The following is a 17,235-nucleotide window of genomic DNA, read 5'->3' on the forward strand; positions in this document are numbered from 1 at the left end:
TAGGTTAAAAGGGGAACCCTGTGCTGAAGTAAAAACCCTTACCTCCTTCCCTGTTAACAGAATACTCCAGCCGCAACACAATATCATAGAAGGTAACCAGGTGCACGCCCATACCTCCGCCCAGTAGCAGGCGGTTTGTTAGTGGGTTGCTCTCCTGAAATACCCTATCCACCACATAGCCGGCATCTGTAAAAGCGTTAAGGTACAAAGACAAAGGTATGTTATTAAACTTAGGGTTCCGGATAAATTTAAGTTTTATGCTTTCAATATGAAGCAGCTCTCTTGTTAAACTCTGTTTAAAAAGGCCATAATGCTGCCCTCCCACCACATAAAGCTCGTAACCCCTCACAAGTGACCTGAAGCCGAGAGCAAGGTTGTCTGCAAAGGCATAATCAGATGACAGCCGCAACTGCCCCTCCGCCCCCACCATGTAGGAATATTTGTCCGCAAACCTGTTGTAACTCACGTATTTTGTACGCAACATGGTAAAAGGTGCTCCTGACTGCCTTAAGAAAAAGCTTTGTGCCACACCGGCCTCAAAATAACTCCCGGAAAGGGGGTATACAAAATTATTACGCAGGTTGGTTACTTTGTAGAGTTCTAGCCGCAGATACTGCCGCTCGTCTCCTGCCCTGTGATAGTACTCCGGGTTCAGGCGAACCACTGAGTCAGAGATGCCTTCTTTCAGGTACGACAACCGCACCCCCTCCTGCCGCTGTACATTTTGCCGGTGCATCAGCCCCACAGAAAGCGAGGAGCGCTTTATTGGCAACCCCTCCTCCTGCTCATAAAAGTACTGCCTGTTGTTTTGGTTGGTATAGCTGATGGTACGGCTTCTATAGTCTGCCACACTAAACTCAGCACCCAGGTTATGCCTGCGGCTGATGTAAGGCATACGGTAAGAAAACTCCAGTCGCTTGTTGAAGCCCCGCTGCACCCGCACCCGCACGTCTTCGTTTCGGCCCCTGAAGTTGCGGCGCACCAGACTGGCGCCATAATCTATGCGGCCCCAGTCCTTTTTCTCCAGCCAGGCATTAAAATTACGGTCCGCAAAATCGAAAATCAGAACAGGGTAAAGATAGAAGCGCTCCTGTACTTCGTACTGCACCTGCACCAAGCCATGATTGCAGGTGTACTTATAGTTTACATAATGAAACAGTCGCAGGTTAAACAAGCGCTTCCGGTTTGCCTCCAGCAGTTGCTCCAACTCATCGGCGCGCATTGTATCGCCGGGAGCAAAAGTGAGTTCCTGCAGCATGACCTGCTTTTTAGTTACTTCATTGCCAGCAAGCGTAATACCTGCTATTACCAGCTGGGGATCCTCGCAGGTTTGGGCCTGTGTGGCCACACTTATCCACAAAAAAAGAAAAAGAAAGAGGAAACGCAGCTGCATCACCGCGCCAGATTAAATATCGAGGTATTTGAGCAGCATGTCTAACCTGTCGCGCCCTACGTCGTTATCTGTGCTGTTATCGTTGAACTGAGCCGTTATTCGGTACTCGAAACGCTCCAGAGTGGCTATAATCCGGGAAAGATCGGTGGTATTCAGCTTCAGGGTAAGCTTTATCTGGTAAGGATCCATCTCATCCGGCGACACGTAGGCACTCAGGATTTTGGTGTTTTCCTCTTCAATCAGGCGGCTGATCTGGCTAAGCGAGTAGTCGCGCTCTGGCATAGAGAGCACCAGAATACTTCCCTGCCCCTGCAACGCCGACATTTGTCCAAACGCTGCTAAAGTATCATTTATCGTGATAATGCCCATGTATTCCTGATCATCATCGAGCACGGGCACCACCTGTATCCGGTTTTTAATAGCCGCCTCCATCACATCATAAAAGTGCTGGCGCTGCATCACGTGCACATCCTGGTACTCCAGTTCCAGTTCTTTCAGGGCCTGGTTGCGGTCGTGCAGTTCAATCAGGCTCAACTCTGTGGCCAGCCCCATGTATTTGCGGTTGCTCACCACGGGCAGTTCATTCACGCGGAACTCATCCATCCAACGCAAAGCTTTGTCTACGGTATCGTAGAGCTTCAGCGGCGGGATCATTTGGTTGATGAGTTCTTCTGCAATCATGTAGCTGTCGCGGTTATAGGTGTTTTAATTAAATACCTTTCTAAGATACTGTTAAACTTCTCCGGATGTTCCATCATTGGAGCATGTCCGCACTTATCAATGAAATATAATTCTGAATTCTCGATGAGCCTGTTAAACTCATGCCCTACAAGCGGAGGAGTAATTGTATCGTTCAGTCCCCAGATTAACAACGTTGGCACCTTAATGTTTGTGACATCTTTGGCCATATTATGTCGCTGCGCTGATTTTGCGATAGAAATAATACGCAGGCATTTTGCATTGCTGTTCGTAATAGAGAAAACCTCATCCACCAGTTCTTTTGTGGCAGTTTTTGGATCATAGAACGTATAGCCTACACGCTCCTGTACATATTGGTAGTTGCCACGCTTCGGAAAAGAACCTCCCATAGAGTCTTCGAACAAACCGGAGCTGCCGGTTAATACAAGGCGCTGCACCATGGCGGCGTTTTTCAGCGTGTAAACCAGGCCAACGTGCCCCCCGAGAGAATTCCCCAGCACCGTCAGTTCTTTCAGTTTCTTAAACTTCACAAAGTCTTCTACAAACGAAACCAGGCCTGATACTCCAGCCTTGTGCAGCGGCATTTCATATATAGGCATGAGCGGAATCACCACACGGTAGTTCTTTGAGAAGTAGTCTACGACACCATTCCAGTTGCTTAGCGCACCAAACAGGCCATGCAACAGCAGTAGCACTTCTCCTTCTCCTTCGTCAATGTATTGAAAATCGCCTTCTTGCCTGACTTGTAAATTCATGTAACTTTAAAAACTTTTTAGAGAAACGTATTTCCGAGGTATACGATCAATTTAATGTGCAATATTAGCAATAGTAAGCCAATTTCGGAGCATGTGCAAACCATATGTGGTTAAAGCTGCCTCCGGGTGAAACTGCAAGGCATAAAGCGGCAGGTCCCTGTGCCGGAACGCCATCAGCTCACCATCCTGTGTATGTGCCAACGGAACAATGCATTCCGGGGTGTGGCGCAATATGAGAGAATGATACCTGACTACCGGCACTTTCTGTGGAAGCCCTTCAAAAATAGGATCCAATTCACAGACTATTTCCGATACCTTCCCATGCATTGGCCGGATACCTTTTTCCAGAGTAGCCCCAAAGAATTCACCCAGGGCCTGGTGCCCCAGGCAGATTCCCAGCATAGGCACCTGCTCGTGGTAATAGCGTACTACCTCCGGCAAGTTACCGGCCGTCCCTGGTGCTCCGGGCCCCGGCGAAAGCACAATGGCCTCTATGGGTAACTTTTGTATCTCCTCCAATGGCACATCATTCCGCACTACCTTAGCTTCTACCCCCAGCTGCCCGAAATAGTCTACGAGGTTATAGGTAAAGGAGTCAAAATTGTCAAGCAGGAGGAGCATGGTTGAAGTTAAAAAGTTAGAGGGTTAGAAAGTGTATTGGGCAATAGCATGAACACAAATTTCTAGGTACTTAAAGTTCAGTTCCAGTAGAGGCTGAAGTCTGTAAACTTTAGAACGACTTTTATTCTTCAACTTTTTAACTCTTTAATTTTTTAACTTTCTAACTTCTAAAAATGGTGTTTAAGTGAGCTGATGAGCGCTTTTACGAAAGGAAGCACATAACTTAGAATATCGAGTGCGTAAGGCGTAGTTTTAAGCACCACCGGGTATACCATCGAGGCTGTTGCCGTGTCAGCGGAAACACTGATACCAGCCATATCAGATACGTACAGCAGCAGGCTTAGCGCCACACACCACTTCAGCGCACCCAGGATACCTCCTAAAAAATTATCAAAGAACCCAAAGGGTGTAAAGTCGATTACCTTTTTCAGCAGTAAGCCTCCCAGGTGTATCAGCAGGATAATCCCCACAAACACGATCAGGAACGTAACGTAGGGCAGCAGCCCATGTGCATCTCCCACTACACCTTCCATCATGGGCAGCGCGGTGTCCAGCAGCTTTAAGCCGCCCAGTATAGCCAGCACCAGCGCCACCAACGACACCAGCTCCAACAAAAGGCCTTTCCGAAAACCCTGAAACGCGCCATAGGCAATGGGAATAGCCAGAAAAAAATCAAATGTGCTCATTACGATACAAGATATTAGATGCCAGAAATGAAGCCATTGGCAATATGGCCAAGACAGAAAAAGCCGGAATGCGGTTTATATTAGAATCCAACATAAACCAGACCAGCTGTTACCGTGACAAAAGGCAGCATGATGCTTCTCTGTATGCCACTTCAAAAAATATTCCTACTAGCAGCACTACAATGTATATACCCCATCACCAGCGCCACCTGCAATGTGGCACTGGTGATGGAATCATTAAAAATCAGTATTGTTAAGCAGGTCACCAACCGCACTTGAAATAGCCCGTCCGTCTGCCTGACCGGCCAGCTCTTTAGAGGCCACGCCCATTACCCTGCCCATGTCTGATGGCCCGGTGGCACCAACACGGTATATAATTTCCAGAAGGCGCGTGCGCAGGTCGCCTTCATCCAGCTGTTGTGGCAGGTACTGCTCTATCACAGCCAGTTCTGTCAACTCCACTTCTTCTAAATCTGCGCGGCCCTGCTTGGCATACAACTCTGCTGATTCACGGCGCTGCTTGGCAGCCTTTGTCAAAAGCTTTAGTTCTGTTTCCTGTGAGATGCCTTCTGTGCCGCCTTTCTCCGTTTCTGCCAGCAATATCTGCGACTTTATACTTCTTAGCGCCTGCAAGCGGGCCTTATCCTTCGCCAGCATGGCCTGCTTAATGTCAGCGTCGATGCGTTCTTTTAATGTCATAGTTCTTTCTATTGGTGTTTTATCTTTTAAGTAAAGCGGCTTAAACCGCCAATGCCTGGGTATACGCTACCAGGCGCAGCGCCATTTAAAGCATCTTAAACAAAATTCGCTTAATTTAGTCATTTGAAAAGAGGTGCTTAAGCGCACCGTCAGAAAAAATCTTATACCCATGACCAAACTGAGTGTAAATATAAACAAAATAGCCACTTTACGGAATGCCCGTGGCGGCGACCGACCAAATGTTGTACAGGCAGCTAAAGATTGTGAACGCTTCGGGGCACAAGGCATTACGGTGCATCCCCGCCCTGACGAGCGCCATATCCGCTACCGCGATGTGTATGACCTGAAAGAAGTGGTGACTACAGAATTCAACATAGAAGGCAACCCAACACCAGACTTTCTGAAACTGGTAAAGGAGGTAAAGCCAGACCAGGTGACACTGGTGCCTGATGCTCCCGATGCCATTACCTCCAACGCAGGCTGGGACACCATCCGGCACAGGGACTTTCTGACCCAAACCATATTAGAGTTACAGGAAAGCGGCATGCGCGTTTCCATTTTTGTTGATCCGGATGAGGGAATGGTGGAAGGCGCCGCACGGGTTAACACAGACAGGATAGAGCTTTATACAGAAGCCTACGCCAAGGGCTACCACGCTAACCCGGAGCAGGCTATTGCCCCTTATACAAAGGCAGCATTAAAAGCACAGCAGCTTGGCCTCGGCATTAATGCCGGCCACGACCTGGATCTGGACAACCTGAAATATTTGAAAAATAACCTGCCTGAACTGGCAGAGGTGAGTATTGGCCATGCCCTTATCTGCGATGCACTCTATTATGGGCTGGAGAATACTATCCAGCTGTACCTTCGCCAGCTTAAGTAACAAATGGTGAATACGATAACCATAGAAGAGTTCATGCAGAAGGCAGCGCAGCTGCCGGTGCTGGATGTGCGCGCTCCTAAAGAATACGAGGTGGGGCACATTCCGCAGGCGCACTCTTTCCCTATTTTTGATGATTCTCAGCGTGCTGTTATCGGCACAGCCTATAAGCAACAGGGCCATGACCCGGCAGTGCTCCTGGGCCTGGACCTGTTCGGCCCCAAGATGTCAGCTTTTGTGCAGAAAGCTGGTAAGCTGGCACAGGACAAAGAGCTGCTGGTGCATTGCTGGCGCGGCGGCATGCGCAGCGGGGCAATGGCCTGGCTGCTTGATTTTTCCGGCTTTAAAGTACACCTGTTGCAGGGCGGCTACAAAGCTTACCGCCACCTCATGCAGGAGCAGTTCCGGAAGCCATGGCCTTTGCTGATAATCAGCGGCCTGACCGGTAGCGGAAAAACAGACCTTCTCCCCCACCTGCAGCAACTCGGCCAGCAAATTGTAGACCTGGAAGGGCTGGCTAACCACAAAGGTTCCGCTTTTGGAAGCATCGGCATGCCACCCCAACCCAGCACAGAGCATTTTGAGAATCTGCTGGGTATGGAGCTGTTAAAAGTAAACGAGCAGCAGACACTCTGGCTGGAGGACGAAAGTATCACCATTGGCCGCGTAGTCACGCCCAAACCGCTCTTCGACCGGATGCAGGAAGCGCCGACTATTGTGCTGGAAATATCCAAACACCTGCGTGTACAGAAGCTGGCCGAAGAGTACTGCCGCACCGACAAAACCTTGCTGGAGGCTTCCATCCTGAAGATAAAAAAACGATTAGGAGGTCTGGCCACAAAAGAAGCTTTGGAAGCCATTACTGCAGGCGATATGGAGAAAATGGTAGACATCGCCCTTACTTATTACGACAAGGCGTATACCTACCAGCTTGCTGATAAGCGGCAGGTACTGCCACTAGCTTTAAACAGCATCGACCCACAGGAAAATGCGCAACGGGTACTGGAGTTTGCCCTTCAGAAAAATTTAATTCAACCATGAAAGATACACCTGAACAAGAAATACGCTTAACCCAGTACAGCCACGGCGCAGGCTGTGGCTGCAAGATATCACCTAAAGTACTTGACACTATCCTGCACACGGACATCAGCTACCCTGAGAACAAGAACCTGCTGGTAGGCAACAGCTCCCGCGATGATGCCGCTGTCTATGATATTGGGAATGGCCGTGCCACCATCAGTACTACCGACTTCTTTATGCCAATTGTGGATGATGCTTACGACTTCGGCCGTATTGCCTCTGCCAATGCTATCTCGGATGTGTATGCCATGGGCGGCACGCCTATGATGGCGATTGCGGTACTGGGCTGGCCGGTAGATAAACTGGCACCGGAAGTTGCTAAACGCGTGATAGAGGGCAGCCGCAGCATCTGCCACGAAGCCGGTATCCCCCTGGCGGGCGGGCACAGCATCGACAGCCCTGAGCCGATTTTTGGGTTGGCAGTAACCGGCATGGTAGATATCGTAAACCTGAAGCAAAACGACACCGCCACCGCAGGCTGCGAACTGTACCTGACGAAGCCTTTAGGCGTGGGCATGCTTACCACAGCGCAGAAAAAGGGCATATTAAAGCCGGAGCACGCGCAACTTGCGCCACAGCTCATGATGCAGCTGAACAAGATAGGAGCAACGCTGGGGCTGCTGGAGGCGGTTAAAGCGATGACCGACGTGACCGGCTTTGGTTTACTAGGGCACCTTTCTGAAATGTGCGAAGGCAGCAGTGTATCTGCTGAAGTCTACTTTGATAAAGTGCCTGTGCTGCCGGAGGCGCTGGAGTATATGGCACAAAAAGCCATACCCGGTGGTACCCACCGCAACTTCGACAGCTACGGACACAAAATAGCCGACCTTACGCCAGACCAGAAACACCTCCTCTGTGATCCACAAACCAGCGGCGGTCTCTTAGTGGCCGTAGACCCGGCCGGAAAAGAAGAAGTCCTGCAGGTATTCAAGGAATTCGGATTGCAGCTGCAGCCTTTCGGCATACTCAAAGAGCGTGAAGCGGAGGAGAAGCTGATAAAGGTATTATAAGGATTCAGCCGTACCACTTTCATCAACTTCGCCTGTACATCCGTAAGCTGAAAAAGCTGTTAATTGTTAACTGATAATTTGAACATGAAACTACACTATAAAGAAATGGGCCATGGGCAGCCGCTGCTTATTCTGCACGGTTTGTTTGGCACATTAGATAACTGGCAAACACTGGCAAAGCGTTTAGCGGAGCATTACAATGTCTTTCTGGTAGACCTGCGCAACCACGGACGCTCACCACACAACGAGGAGCATAATTATGATGTAATGGCCGATGATGTGCTGCGCCTCATAGATGATTTAAAAATTTCGACACCAGCCATCATGGGACATTCCATGGGAGGCAAGGTAGCCATGAAATTTGCCCTGAAGTACCCCACCCGCCTTACGAAACTGATTGTAGTTGACATTGCCCCCAAAGCCTATCCTCCGCATCACGATGAGATTATAGAGGCCTTGCAGTCCGTGAACCTGGAAGGTGTTACGAGCCGCAACGAAATAGACGAGCAACTGGCAAAGTATATCTCGGAACCTGATGTACGGCTTTTCCTGATGAAAAACCTCTACCGCACGGAAGACAGCACCTTTGCCTGGCGCATGAACCTGGATGCCATTGAGAAGAACTATGAACATATAGCTGCCGGCATCACGGCAGACGTGCCTTTCAAAAAGAGCACCCTTTTCATCAAAGGCGGCAGGTCGAGGTACATACAGCCAGAAGATATATATGGCAGTATTGAGCACCTGTTTACGCTGGTAGAGGTAGAAACCATACCAGAGGCCGGACATTGGGTGCACGCCCAGGCACCAGATAAGGTGTACGACCTGGTTACCCGGTTTCTGAGTACAGACTGATTTTTTCTTAAAGCTTCTCTACGCACGGAGAGGGCCTGTGAAACCCAGTCTATGATAACAAAAACTGCCACCGCAAAACAGCCGTGGCAGTTTTCTTTTAAATACTGCGTTACATCTAAAAATCAACATTTAGCAACTTAAGCGCTACTTTTGCACCATGAAAAAGACCGGCACACTCTACTTAATCCCGACCATCCTCGCTGAGGGCACAGCTGACCAGGTAATTTCGCCGCAGGTGAAGGAAACGGTGCAGCACCTGACGTATTTTATAGTGGAGAACCTCCGCACAGCCCGCCGTTACGTGAAAAGCATTTGCCCGGAGCTGGTGATAGAACAACTCACTTTTGTGCAGGTAGATAAAGATGCCACTCCGGCACAGGTGCAGGCATCGCTGAAACCCTTATTAGACGAAGGAAAAGATGCCGGTATTATTTCGGAGGCCGGTTGCCCCGGCATAGCCGATCCGGGCGCAGAGGTGGTAAAACACGCGCACCAGAAGAACGTCAGAGTAGTGCCTTTTGCCGGCCCCTCCGCCATTTTACTGAGCCTGATGGGCAGTGGGTTTAACGGACAGCAGTTCGCCTTCCATGGCTACCTGCCAATAGAGAAGCGGGACCGTATTCAGACGCTGCGGAACTTGGAAAAGGAGATGCAGCAACGTAACCAGACTCAGATTTTCATGGAAACGCCTTACCGCAACAATAAACTGCTGGAAGATCTATTACAAATACTACACCCGGAAACACGGCTGTGTATTGCCGCCAACATTACCTCACCGGAGCACGAGTTCATCCAGACCAAGACAATACAGCAGTGGCACGGTAAGCTACCGGACATACACAAGCAACCAGCGGTGTTTCTGATTTATAAGTAACTTAGCTTTACGTTACCAGCCTGCCGGCACCCCGGTAGTAGCGCCAGGTATGGTACGGCAATCGTCGGGCCACTGGAAAGGAGGAACGGGGTACTGGATATCCTCTGCCTGGATAATCACCTCTTTCATACTTACAGCAGAGGCATCGAAAAAACCGATCACCTGTTCCTCCTCATCTTCCACGTTGAACATGTTTCCTTTCACCTGGGCAGGAGGCGGGTCGAATACGGTACCCGTACTTTGCCTTTGCTGCTCCATCATCCGGAAGAAATTATAGGCATCCTCAGTGAGGGAATGCTGATAGACCCTTAGTTTATGCTTTATGCCCAGGATGCACCGGGGATGCTGCCATAGTATTCCCGGAAAAAGGCTGAGTATGCGTTTTTCCGGGAATACAAGTTGTACACAGAGACACTCCCGGTATACTCTACTTTCCTGCCTCCGTTAAAATTGTAGTTCAGCGAAACATCCAGCCGGTGGTAGTCAGACATCCGTGGCTGGTTTCTGCCGGTGTAGTTCGCAAAGGTATGGCCGTAGTACCTGTACCACGAGTCTGATGCGGCCATGGGCCTGCCTGTGGTATAGGTAAAGTTAGCAGAGCCTGTCCACCTAGGCCACAGTTGATAATTTGTGAAAATGTTCAGGTTAAGAGGTTTGTCATAATCTGATGGGTACCACACTCCGCCGTTAATCGTTTCCTCCGGCGTTTCCCCGTCAATCTTTCTGAACGACCGGGAATAAGTCTGGCTTAGCCAGCCACTCAGGCGGCCCGTGTTTTTCTTTAACAGCCATTCCGAGCCATAGGCCACCCCGTCGCCCGACAATATATCTGCCTTTAAAACCGGGTTTAGGAGCAGCACAGCTCCATCTTTGTAATCCAGCTGGTTGCTGAGTGCTTTGTAGTATAGCTCCCAACTCAGCTCATACGCATTGTTCCGGTCTACATGTAAATAGCTTACCGACCACTGGTCCGCCACCTGGGGCTCCAGGTAGTTATTAGATAGCTTCCATACATCCACGGGAGTGATAGCAGCCGTGTTCGACACCAACTGTATGTACTGCCGCATGCGGCTGTAGCTGGCTTTCAGCGAACTGTTAGCACCAACAGAGTATTTTACAGCGGCACGGGGCTCCAGGCCCTGATACGACTGCACCGTTGTGTTATCACCATACACCAGCGTGTCTGTGATAGAGGTTTCGCTCCTCGGCCTCCCGTTCTCATACAGGTACACATCAGTGGGGCCTCGCTTGGCAAAATAAGAATATCTTAAGCCTACCGACACAGACGGCCTGTCGTTGAAGCGAATCTCGTCGTTAACGTAGCCGTGGTATTCTGCCCCCTTGTCTTCCTGCAGTGTCCGGGGGTTTAGGCTGGATGTGCCATAAGGTTCCAGCTTACCGGGCTGGATAGTATAATTAGACACTCCGCCGCCAAAGTCAAAAGAGTGGCTTTTAAGCCCGAAGTAGCCAAAGTCGGCTTTTGCCTGCGTAAAATCTACACCTGAGTTCAAGTTAAACTCCTCTCCGGTGGCTGTCCCCTCTGTGTTGTTGTCGTAAATACTTTTGGCGAGGGTAATGGTACTGCTCAGGCTCTGGCCATATACTTGCTTCCATTTCAGGCTGCCAAGTGTATTTGTCCAGCTATAGGTGGTGTCGTAAGGAAATTTAAAGCCATCGGCACTGTGGTAGGACGAGAAGGCAAGGCTGCTATTCTCGCTAACCTTATAACTGGCTTTTAGGTTAACGTCATAAAAATGTGCCGCGCTGTTCCTGATGTTCTCGCTCTTAAACATTCTTAACAGGTAAGTAGGATAAGCGCCCCGGCCTGCCAGCACTACAGTCAGCTTCGGGCTAAGTGGCCCTTCCAGGCTGAATTTGGCCGAAACAGGGGATATGCCGGCCTGATAGCGTATTTCCTCGCTGTTGCCCTCCTGCATTTCCACATCCAGTATAGAAGAGATGCGGCCGCCATACCTCACCGATATACCACTGCGATGCAAAGTATAGCTTTTTAGCACATCAGGATTATATACGGAGAAGAATCCGAACAAATGTGAGGCATTAAACACCGGCACATCATCTAAAAGCACCAGATTCTGGTCGGCGCTGCCGCCGCGCACATAAAAGCCGCCTGTTCCCTCTCCTGCGCTCACCACCCCCGGCAAGCTGGCTACTGACCTGATCACGTCCACCTCACCCAGCAGAGCAGGCATCCGGGAAAGTAGCTTCGCGTCCATGTAGGTACTGCCCATGTTGGTGGAGTTCACATCCATCGAGCTCTTTGCAGATATTTCCACCTGTTTGAGGCTCGTAGTCCTGGGCTTTAACCTAAGCCGCAGCTGTGTGTTTTTGCTTAGCGTAACTTTTGTGGAAAACACCTCCATACCCAGATACTGGCATTCAACCTGGTAAATGCCTTCTGTCAGTTGCACGCTAAAATGCCCCTTCTCATCGGCAGCCACTGTCTTGCTGCCGGGGTTGATCTGCAAGTAAGCTCCAGCCAAAGGAACACCAGACAGATCTGATACCACTCCTGCAAGTGTATGCGTTTTGCCTTGAGCAAAGCACTTGATGCCCGGCAGCAAAACAACTAGTACAGGTAGCAGGTAGCAGCAAAATTTTCTGAACATGAGCAGCGTGAGACTTTAGGCCTACTCTCTCAATATATAAACATTTTTAGAATATTACCACATCACAATTCGTACAAACAAGACTTTTAAGATAGCAAAAGACGCATTCTTTATAACAGAAGACACATATAACCTAAAATGTGATATAGCACCACACCTTGATGCTTATCACTTTCCTGAGAAGTGTACACTAAAAAGCTTTCTTTCTGCTGTAACAGAACTTGTAAAAACAAAAGCCCCCGGAAACCGGGGGCCTTTCTAAAATGAGGTAGATTAATACTTAATTAATCTACTCTTCTATTTGTCAGTTCTAATTACCTAACGTCCCAGAAGATTCTTGTAGTTGCCTCATCTCCACCTATGGCTGAAGCTGCAGCATTAACGTTTTCTGGATTCAGCGTACGCTCAGTTGGCGGATAAGGATAACGCACTGGTACAGTTGAATACGCCGGTCTATACTGCTCATCAGGCGCCTGTAGTTGCGGATAGTCCAGTCTACGGTACTCTGTCCAGGCTTGGAACGGACGCTCATAAAGCGCAATCCACTTTTGCACACCCAGTGCCTGACGCTGTGCCTCAGTTAAGGTGTTAGAAGTACCAGGCACTGACATTGCTGCAATGAAGGACACAATTTCTGGCTGAGCTAGGTAAGCCGTAATCTCTGCTTCTGGCACATTCCAAAGCTGCATAGAAGCAGTAATAGCTCTTCTGTAGTGTTCAGCAGGCGCTGCATCGATGAAACCACGCGCAGCGGCTTCTGCAAGATAGAACTCTACTTCATCGTATCCAAGTAGTATGGCTGGAAAATCAGGAGCGGTGATTGTAGGATTAACCTTAGAGAAGTTCGCGTAAGTGTTGTTATTACCATAGATACCTCCCACGTAAGCACCATTGTGCTGCGTAAAATAAGCGGCACGGCGCGGATCATCCAGTTCATTCATCACATCTACCAGCGTGTTGGCAGGCACAAAGTCATTACGGCCACTCTGCACAAGGTTCGTCCACACAGGGTTTACGTTTGGCGTAGTAGCTGTATATCTGAATGTAGCCTGATCAGCAGCTGACTGGAACACATTGGACGCAGCTTCGCTGGCAGCAGTTCTGGCACGCTCTGGATTTACATCCGCTACCGTCATAGCCAGTTTCAGCTTTAGTGAATTGGCAAACTTAAGCCAATTTGCAACATTTCCATTATAGATCAGGTCAGCGCCACCGAAGCTTCCAGAACCGGCACCCTGGTTCAACGTAGCAATAGCAGCATCCAGCCTTGTAAACAGGTCGCTGTAGATAGCAGCATCATCGTCATACGTCGGATAGATGATGTCTGGGTTCAGTGCCTGAGAGTAAGGAATGTCTCCGAATGTATTTACCAATACAGCCCACGTGTACACTTCCATCACTTCAATCACAGCTAACTGGTTAGCTTTCATAGTGGCATTAAGCACCTGATCTTCTTGTATGATTGTAGAGGCTTCTCTGAAGTCCATTAACACATCACGGTACAGCGTGAACCAGAAGTTCTGCGGTATGTTACGGCTAACCAAGTCATAGCGGCTTTCTTCAGGATAGGTCGTGTTAGCCCAGTGCTGAGATATCAGCCTGAAGATGCCCGAGTTTACGTTAGGTGTAACCATCTGGTCTACGAGGTTACGCTGCGCATTAGCAAAAAGCATAGCGGCAGGAACCTCTGTAGGGTTTTTAGGGTCTCTCAAATCCTCATCCCAGTCATCTGTACACCCGACAAAGGCCAAGGCGAGAATCAAAAATGCAAATATCTTTTTCATATGATGTTTAATTAAAATCTTGCTCTTACGTTAAAGCCTACATTTCTCATTGTAGGATATGCACCACTCTGGTAACCAAGTGAAAGGGTACCGGCGCTCAAGCCTTCTTCCGGATCAGAATATGGTGTGTTCTTGTGGAAGATGTACAGGTTTCTACCGTAGATTGACAGGTCGATACCCTGGAATACACCTAGCTTAGACACCACAGACTCTGGCAGGGCGAAGCCTAATGTAGCCTCTCTCAGTTTCACATAGCTGGCGTCGTACACGTGCATCTCAGGAGGGTTGTTGTAACCCATGGCATAGAACACTTCTACACGGGTATCGTTTGGAGAACCATCTTCTTTAACACCAGGCAATATCATACCACCACTGTTCGCGGCATAAGTACCATCTGCATTACGCACAATCGGGTTACGTACAGGGTTGCCAAGGTCGTTGATGAACGACGTGTTGTCAGGAATACCAGTGTACTCACCATAACGCTGATCAAGAGAGAACACATCGCCACCTTTCTTCATGTCGATCAGGAAGCTAAGTGATACACCCTTAAATCTGAAAGTGTTAGACACACCACCAACCCAGTCTGGGTTGATATCGCCAATACTAGTGTTTGCGTTTCTGTTAGATAAATACAAACCGTTTTCACCTATTACTCGCTGCCCCTGGTCGTTGTAAACAAAACCAGCACCTTTAATGATACCAAATGGCTCACCTTCAGCTGCGTTCAGAGATACACCACCCTGGAAGGAAGCAATCTGGTAGTTCTGGATTGGGCCAAGGTCCACTACTTCACTTCTGTTTCTTGTCCAGTTAGCATTGATTGTCCAGGAGAAAGCATCTGTTTGGATTGGTCTACCAAAAGCAGACACCTCAAAACCTCTGTTTACCACCTCTCCGGCATTAATCCACTGTGCATTGTAACCAGTAGCTCTGGAAATTGGCACGTTCAGGATTTGGTCAACGCTGCTTGCGTGGTAGTACGTCACGTCAAAACCTGCGCGGGCATCCATAAAGTTCATCTCCAGGCCAAGCTCCCAGCTGTTTGTGCGCTCTGGCTTCAGGTTTGGGTTCCTGCGGGTACCGTTAACAGAAGCAAGCGATGTAGAACCAAAAGGAGCCAACAGGTTGTAAGTATTGAATACACTCAGTGGCTGCGCCATGTTACCAACCTCTGCGTAGTTAGCTCTTATCTTACCAAAGGTTAACCAGTAATTAGGCTCCATTAGCTCCGAGAACACAAAGCTACCAGAGATAGATGGATAGTAGTAAGTTCTGTTAGCTGCAGGCAGTGAAGAAGACTGGTCAATACGAGAAGCTACGTCTAAGAAAGCAAGGTTTCTGAAACCAAGGGTCGCACTGGCAAAGTAACCGTTCACACGCAGGCGAGTATCTTCTTCAAGAGGCGGGCCTAGCGGGTTACGGGAGTTAGACAGAGCATACAAGCGAGGAACTACCAAGCCACCGTTTGTAGTAGCACGGATCATTGATGTTTGCGTATCGCGGATGTTAGTACCAACTGTAGCCTTCAGGTTGAAATCTTCAGAAAGGTCTCTGTCCACGTTCGCCATCAGGTCATAGTTTGCTTCGCTGAAACGACCGTTGTGTCTGGTGTAGCTGGATACGCCTACGGAACCTACTGCATAACGCTCCTCACGAACCTCATCATAAGTATCCAGTGAAGCACGCCCCATGATGCTTAACCAATCAGTTAGCTCATAATCCAGACGGATATACCCTAAAGCACGGCGTCTGTTATCTGTGTTGTAGTTTTCGTAACGTGTCCAGTACGGGTTGTCGAAGAACATCGGACGTAAATCGTTCCAGGATCTAGGGTTCCAGGTTACGTTTTGACGTGTAGCAAAATAAGCACGCTCCTGCTCCGCCAGGTCCACATCAATACCCCACCACTGTCTGAAGCCCTGGTTAGGGTTCAGGCCACTATAACCAGTACCATAACGGCCAAGACCATCGGTTTCAGTATAGTTAAGAGAAGTAGTGGCTGTTAATTTATCAACAACCTTGTAGGAAGAAGAGAAGTTTACGAAGTTCTTTGTAACGTTAGAATTTGGCAGCATACCGTCGTTGCTGTTACGTCCATAACTTACTCTGAAGAAGCCTTTATCGCTTGTACCGTCGATTGCAACGTTGTGCGAAGTACCGTAAGTAGTCTCAAAGAAGGTAGTAGGATCGTTCTCAGCAGCTACCCATGGGGTAGGACGGTTATAGTTAGGAGAACTTGGATCGAATGAATCCCAGTTCCAAACAAGCAGGTTTGGATCGAAACGAGGTCCGGCAGATCCGTCTTCGTTCAAAACAACTACTCTTTCTGGAGTTCCGTCACCGTTTACGTCGTTGGCATAAAAGCCAGGATACTCCGAGCTATAAACAGCTCCCGGGTAACCTCTACCATACTCTTTCTGATAACGGGTATACGTGCTTTTATCCATAAAGCCCCAGTTGGCACCTGTGTTAACTGTAACACCAATACCTTGTCTCTTAGAACCTTTTTTGGTAGTAATCATTACAACGCCATTAGCGGCACGGGAACCGTAAAGCGCTGTTGCAGCAGCACCTCTCAAAATAGTCATCGACTCGATGTTATCCGGGTTGATGTCGGCTGCGGCGTTACCGTAGTCATAACCACCACGGCCAGTTGCCTGGTTAGCTGTGTTGTTGGTAGAGTTATCGATAGGAACACCATCAATTACGAAAAGCGCCTGGTTGTTACCACCGATAGATTTGTTGCCTCGGATAACCACGTTGGTAGAACCGCCGAGGTTGTTGTTCTGCTGCACCTGCACACCAGCCACACGGCCAGAAAGTGCATTAGTGAAGTTCTGCTGTCTTGTCTGGGCAACTTCCTCACCACCAACAGACTGTGCTGCATAAGGAAGCTCGTTTCTCGTTCTTTCAATACCAAGAGCGGTCACTACTACCTCCTGTAATTGTTTCGTGTCTGTTGATAAAGAAACATTTACCGTGTTGGAATTGCCTATCGCACGTTCAACATTATTGTAACCAATGAAACGGTACACTAATGTATTATTACCTGCTGGCACACTAATAGAATAGGCACCCTCAGCACCAGTTGTGGTACCTATTGTGGTTCCTTTAACGATAACAGCAACCCCAGGCAGCCCCTGCCCGGTTGCTTCGTCAGTCACTGTTCCCGTTACTGTTCTGCTCTGGGCCATCGCCTGCTGCAGCAGGACTGAGACCAGAAAGAAGCATAACATTAGAGCTTTTTTCATTGCGTTGTTTGTTTA

15 protein-coding genes are annotated in these 17,235 nt (G+C 48.9%); 5 read left to right on the top strand and 10 right to left on the bottom strand.

Annotation, left to right across the window (positions count from 1 at the left end; genetic code table 11):
* Positions 1–4: 4 nt before the first annotated feature.
* From ACYVB1_RS11040 to ACYVB1_RS11065, 6 genes are all read right to left on the bottom strand, one after another.
* A complete protein-coding gene (locus ACYVB1_RS11040; RefSeq protein ID WP_460923634.1) occupies positions 5–1,393 on the bottom strand; it encodes a BamA/TamA family outer membrane protein in 1,389 nt (462 codons plus the stop codon).
* Positions 1,394–1,405: 12 nt separating this feature from the next.
* Positions 1,406–2,074: a CBS domain-containing protein gene (locus tag ACYVB1_RS11045; RefSeq protein ID WP_460923635.1), complete on the bottom strand. Its 669-nt coding sequence runs from the start codon at positions 2,072–2,074 to the stop codon at positions 1,406–1,408.
* The gene (locus ACYVB1_RS11050; RefSeq protein ID WP_460923636.1) at positions 2,071–2,847 is read right to left on the bottom strand and encodes an alpha/beta fold hydrolase; all 777 of its coding nucleotides are present in this window, start codon (positions 2,845–2,847) and stop codon (positions 2,071–2,073) included. The genes ACYVB1_RS11045 and ACYVB1_RS11050 overlap by 4 nt, the downstream gene beginning before the upstream one ends.
* A gap of 51 nt (positions 2,848–2,898) precedes the next feature.
* Positions 2,899–3,468 carry an anthranilate synthase component II gene (locus ACYVB1_RS11055; protein ID WP_460923637.1) on the bottom strand — a complete coding sequence of 190 codons (570 nt, stop codon included), beginning with the start codon at positions 3,466–3,468 and terminating at the stop codon, positions 2,899–2,901.
* Between the two features lie 167 nt (positions 3,469–3,635).
* Positions 3,636–4,154 carry a CvpA family protein gene (locus tag ACYVB1_RS11060; protein ID WP_460923638.1) on the bottom strand — a complete coding sequence of 173 codons (519 nt, stop codon included), beginning with the start codon at positions 4,152–4,154 and terminating at the stop codon, positions 3,636–3,638.
* Between the two features lie 237 nt (positions 4,155–4,391).
* A complete protein-coding gene (locus ACYVB1_RS11065) occupies positions 4,392–4,853 on the bottom strand; it encodes a GatB/YqeY domain-containing protein (RefSeq protein WP_460923639.1) in 462 nt (153 codons plus the stop codon).
* A gap of 169 nt (positions 4,854–5,022) precedes the next feature.
* Here ACYVB1_RS11065 and ACYVB1_RS11070 point away from each other — a divergent pair, with 169 nt between their 5' ends.
* The 5 genes from ACYVB1_RS11070 (at position 5,023) to ACYVB1_RS11090 (ending at position 9,552) form a co-directional block, all read left to right on the top strand.
* The gene (locus tag ACYVB1_RS11070; RefSeq protein WP_460923640.1) at positions 5,023–5,736 is read left to right on the top strand and encodes a pyridoxine 5'-phosphate synthase; all 714 of its coding nucleotides are present in this window, start codon (positions 5,023–5,025) and stop codon (positions 5,734–5,736) included.
* A 3-nt stretch (positions 5,737–5,739) separates the two neighbouring features.
* On the top strand, positions 5,740–6,774 hold the full coding sequence (gene mnmH / locus ACYVB1_RS11075; RefSeq protein WP_460923641.1) for a tRNA 2-selenouridine(34) synthase MnmH: 1,035 nt from the start codon (positions 5,740–5,742) through the stop codon (positions 6,772–6,774).
* A complete protein-coding gene (gene selD, locus ACYVB1_RS11080) occupies positions 6,771–7,823 on the top strand; it encodes a selenide, water dikinase SelD (RefSeq protein ID WP_460923642.1) in 1,053 nt (350 codons plus the stop codon). The genes mnmH and selD overlap by 4 nt, the downstream gene beginning before the upstream one ends.
* Positions 7,824–7,907: 84 nt before the next feature.
* Positions 7,908–8,678, top strand: coding sequence for an alpha/beta fold hydrolase (locus ACYVB1_RS11085; RefSeq protein WP_460923643.1), 771 nt, complete (start codon positions 7,908–7,910; stop codon positions 8,676–8,678).
* 157 nt (positions 8,679–8,835) lie between these two features.
* Positions 8,836–9,552: an SAM-dependent methyltransferase gene (locus ACYVB1_RS11090; protein WP_460923644.1), complete on the top strand. Its 717-nt coding sequence runs from the start codon at positions 8,836–8,838 to the stop codon at positions 9,550–9,552.
* 12 nt (positions 9,553–9,564) lie between these two features.
* On the opposite strand, the gene ACYVB1_RS11095 is transcribed toward ACYVB1_RS11090, so the two are convergent.
* The 4 genes from ACYVB1_RS11095 to ACYVB1_RS11110 form a co-directional block, all read right to left on the bottom strand.
* A complete protein-coding gene (locus ACYVB1_RS11095) occupies positions 9,565–9,930 on the bottom strand; it encodes a DUF4249 family protein (RefSeq protein WP_460923684.1) in 366 nt (121 codons plus the stop codon).
* On the bottom strand, positions 9,873–12,182 hold the full coding sequence (locus tag ACYVB1_RS11100; RefSeq protein WP_460923645.1) for a TonB-dependent receptor: 2,310 nt from the start codon (positions 12,180–12,182) through the stop codon (positions 9,873–9,875). The genes ACYVB1_RS11095 and ACYVB1_RS11100 overlap by 58 nt, the downstream gene beginning before the upstream one ends.
* 314 nt (positions 12,183–12,496) lie before the next feature.
* Positions 12,497–13,966, bottom strand: coding sequence for a SusD/RagB family nutrient-binding outer membrane lipoprotein (locus ACYVB1_RS11105; protein WP_460923646.1), 1,470 nt, complete (start codon positions 13,964–13,966; stop codon positions 12,497–12,499).
* An 11-nt stretch (positions 13,967–13,977) separates the two neighbouring features.
* Positions 13,978–17,220 carry a SusC/RagA family TonB-linked outer membrane protein gene (locus ACYVB1_RS11110; protein WP_460923647.1) on the bottom strand — a complete coding sequence of 1,081 codons (3,243 nt, stop codon included), beginning with the start codon at positions 17,218–17,220 and terminating at the stop codon, positions 13,978–13,980.
* Positions 17,221–17,235 lie beyond the last annotated feature (15 nt).

It is taken from the genome of Pontibacter brevis (assembly GCF_054779655.1).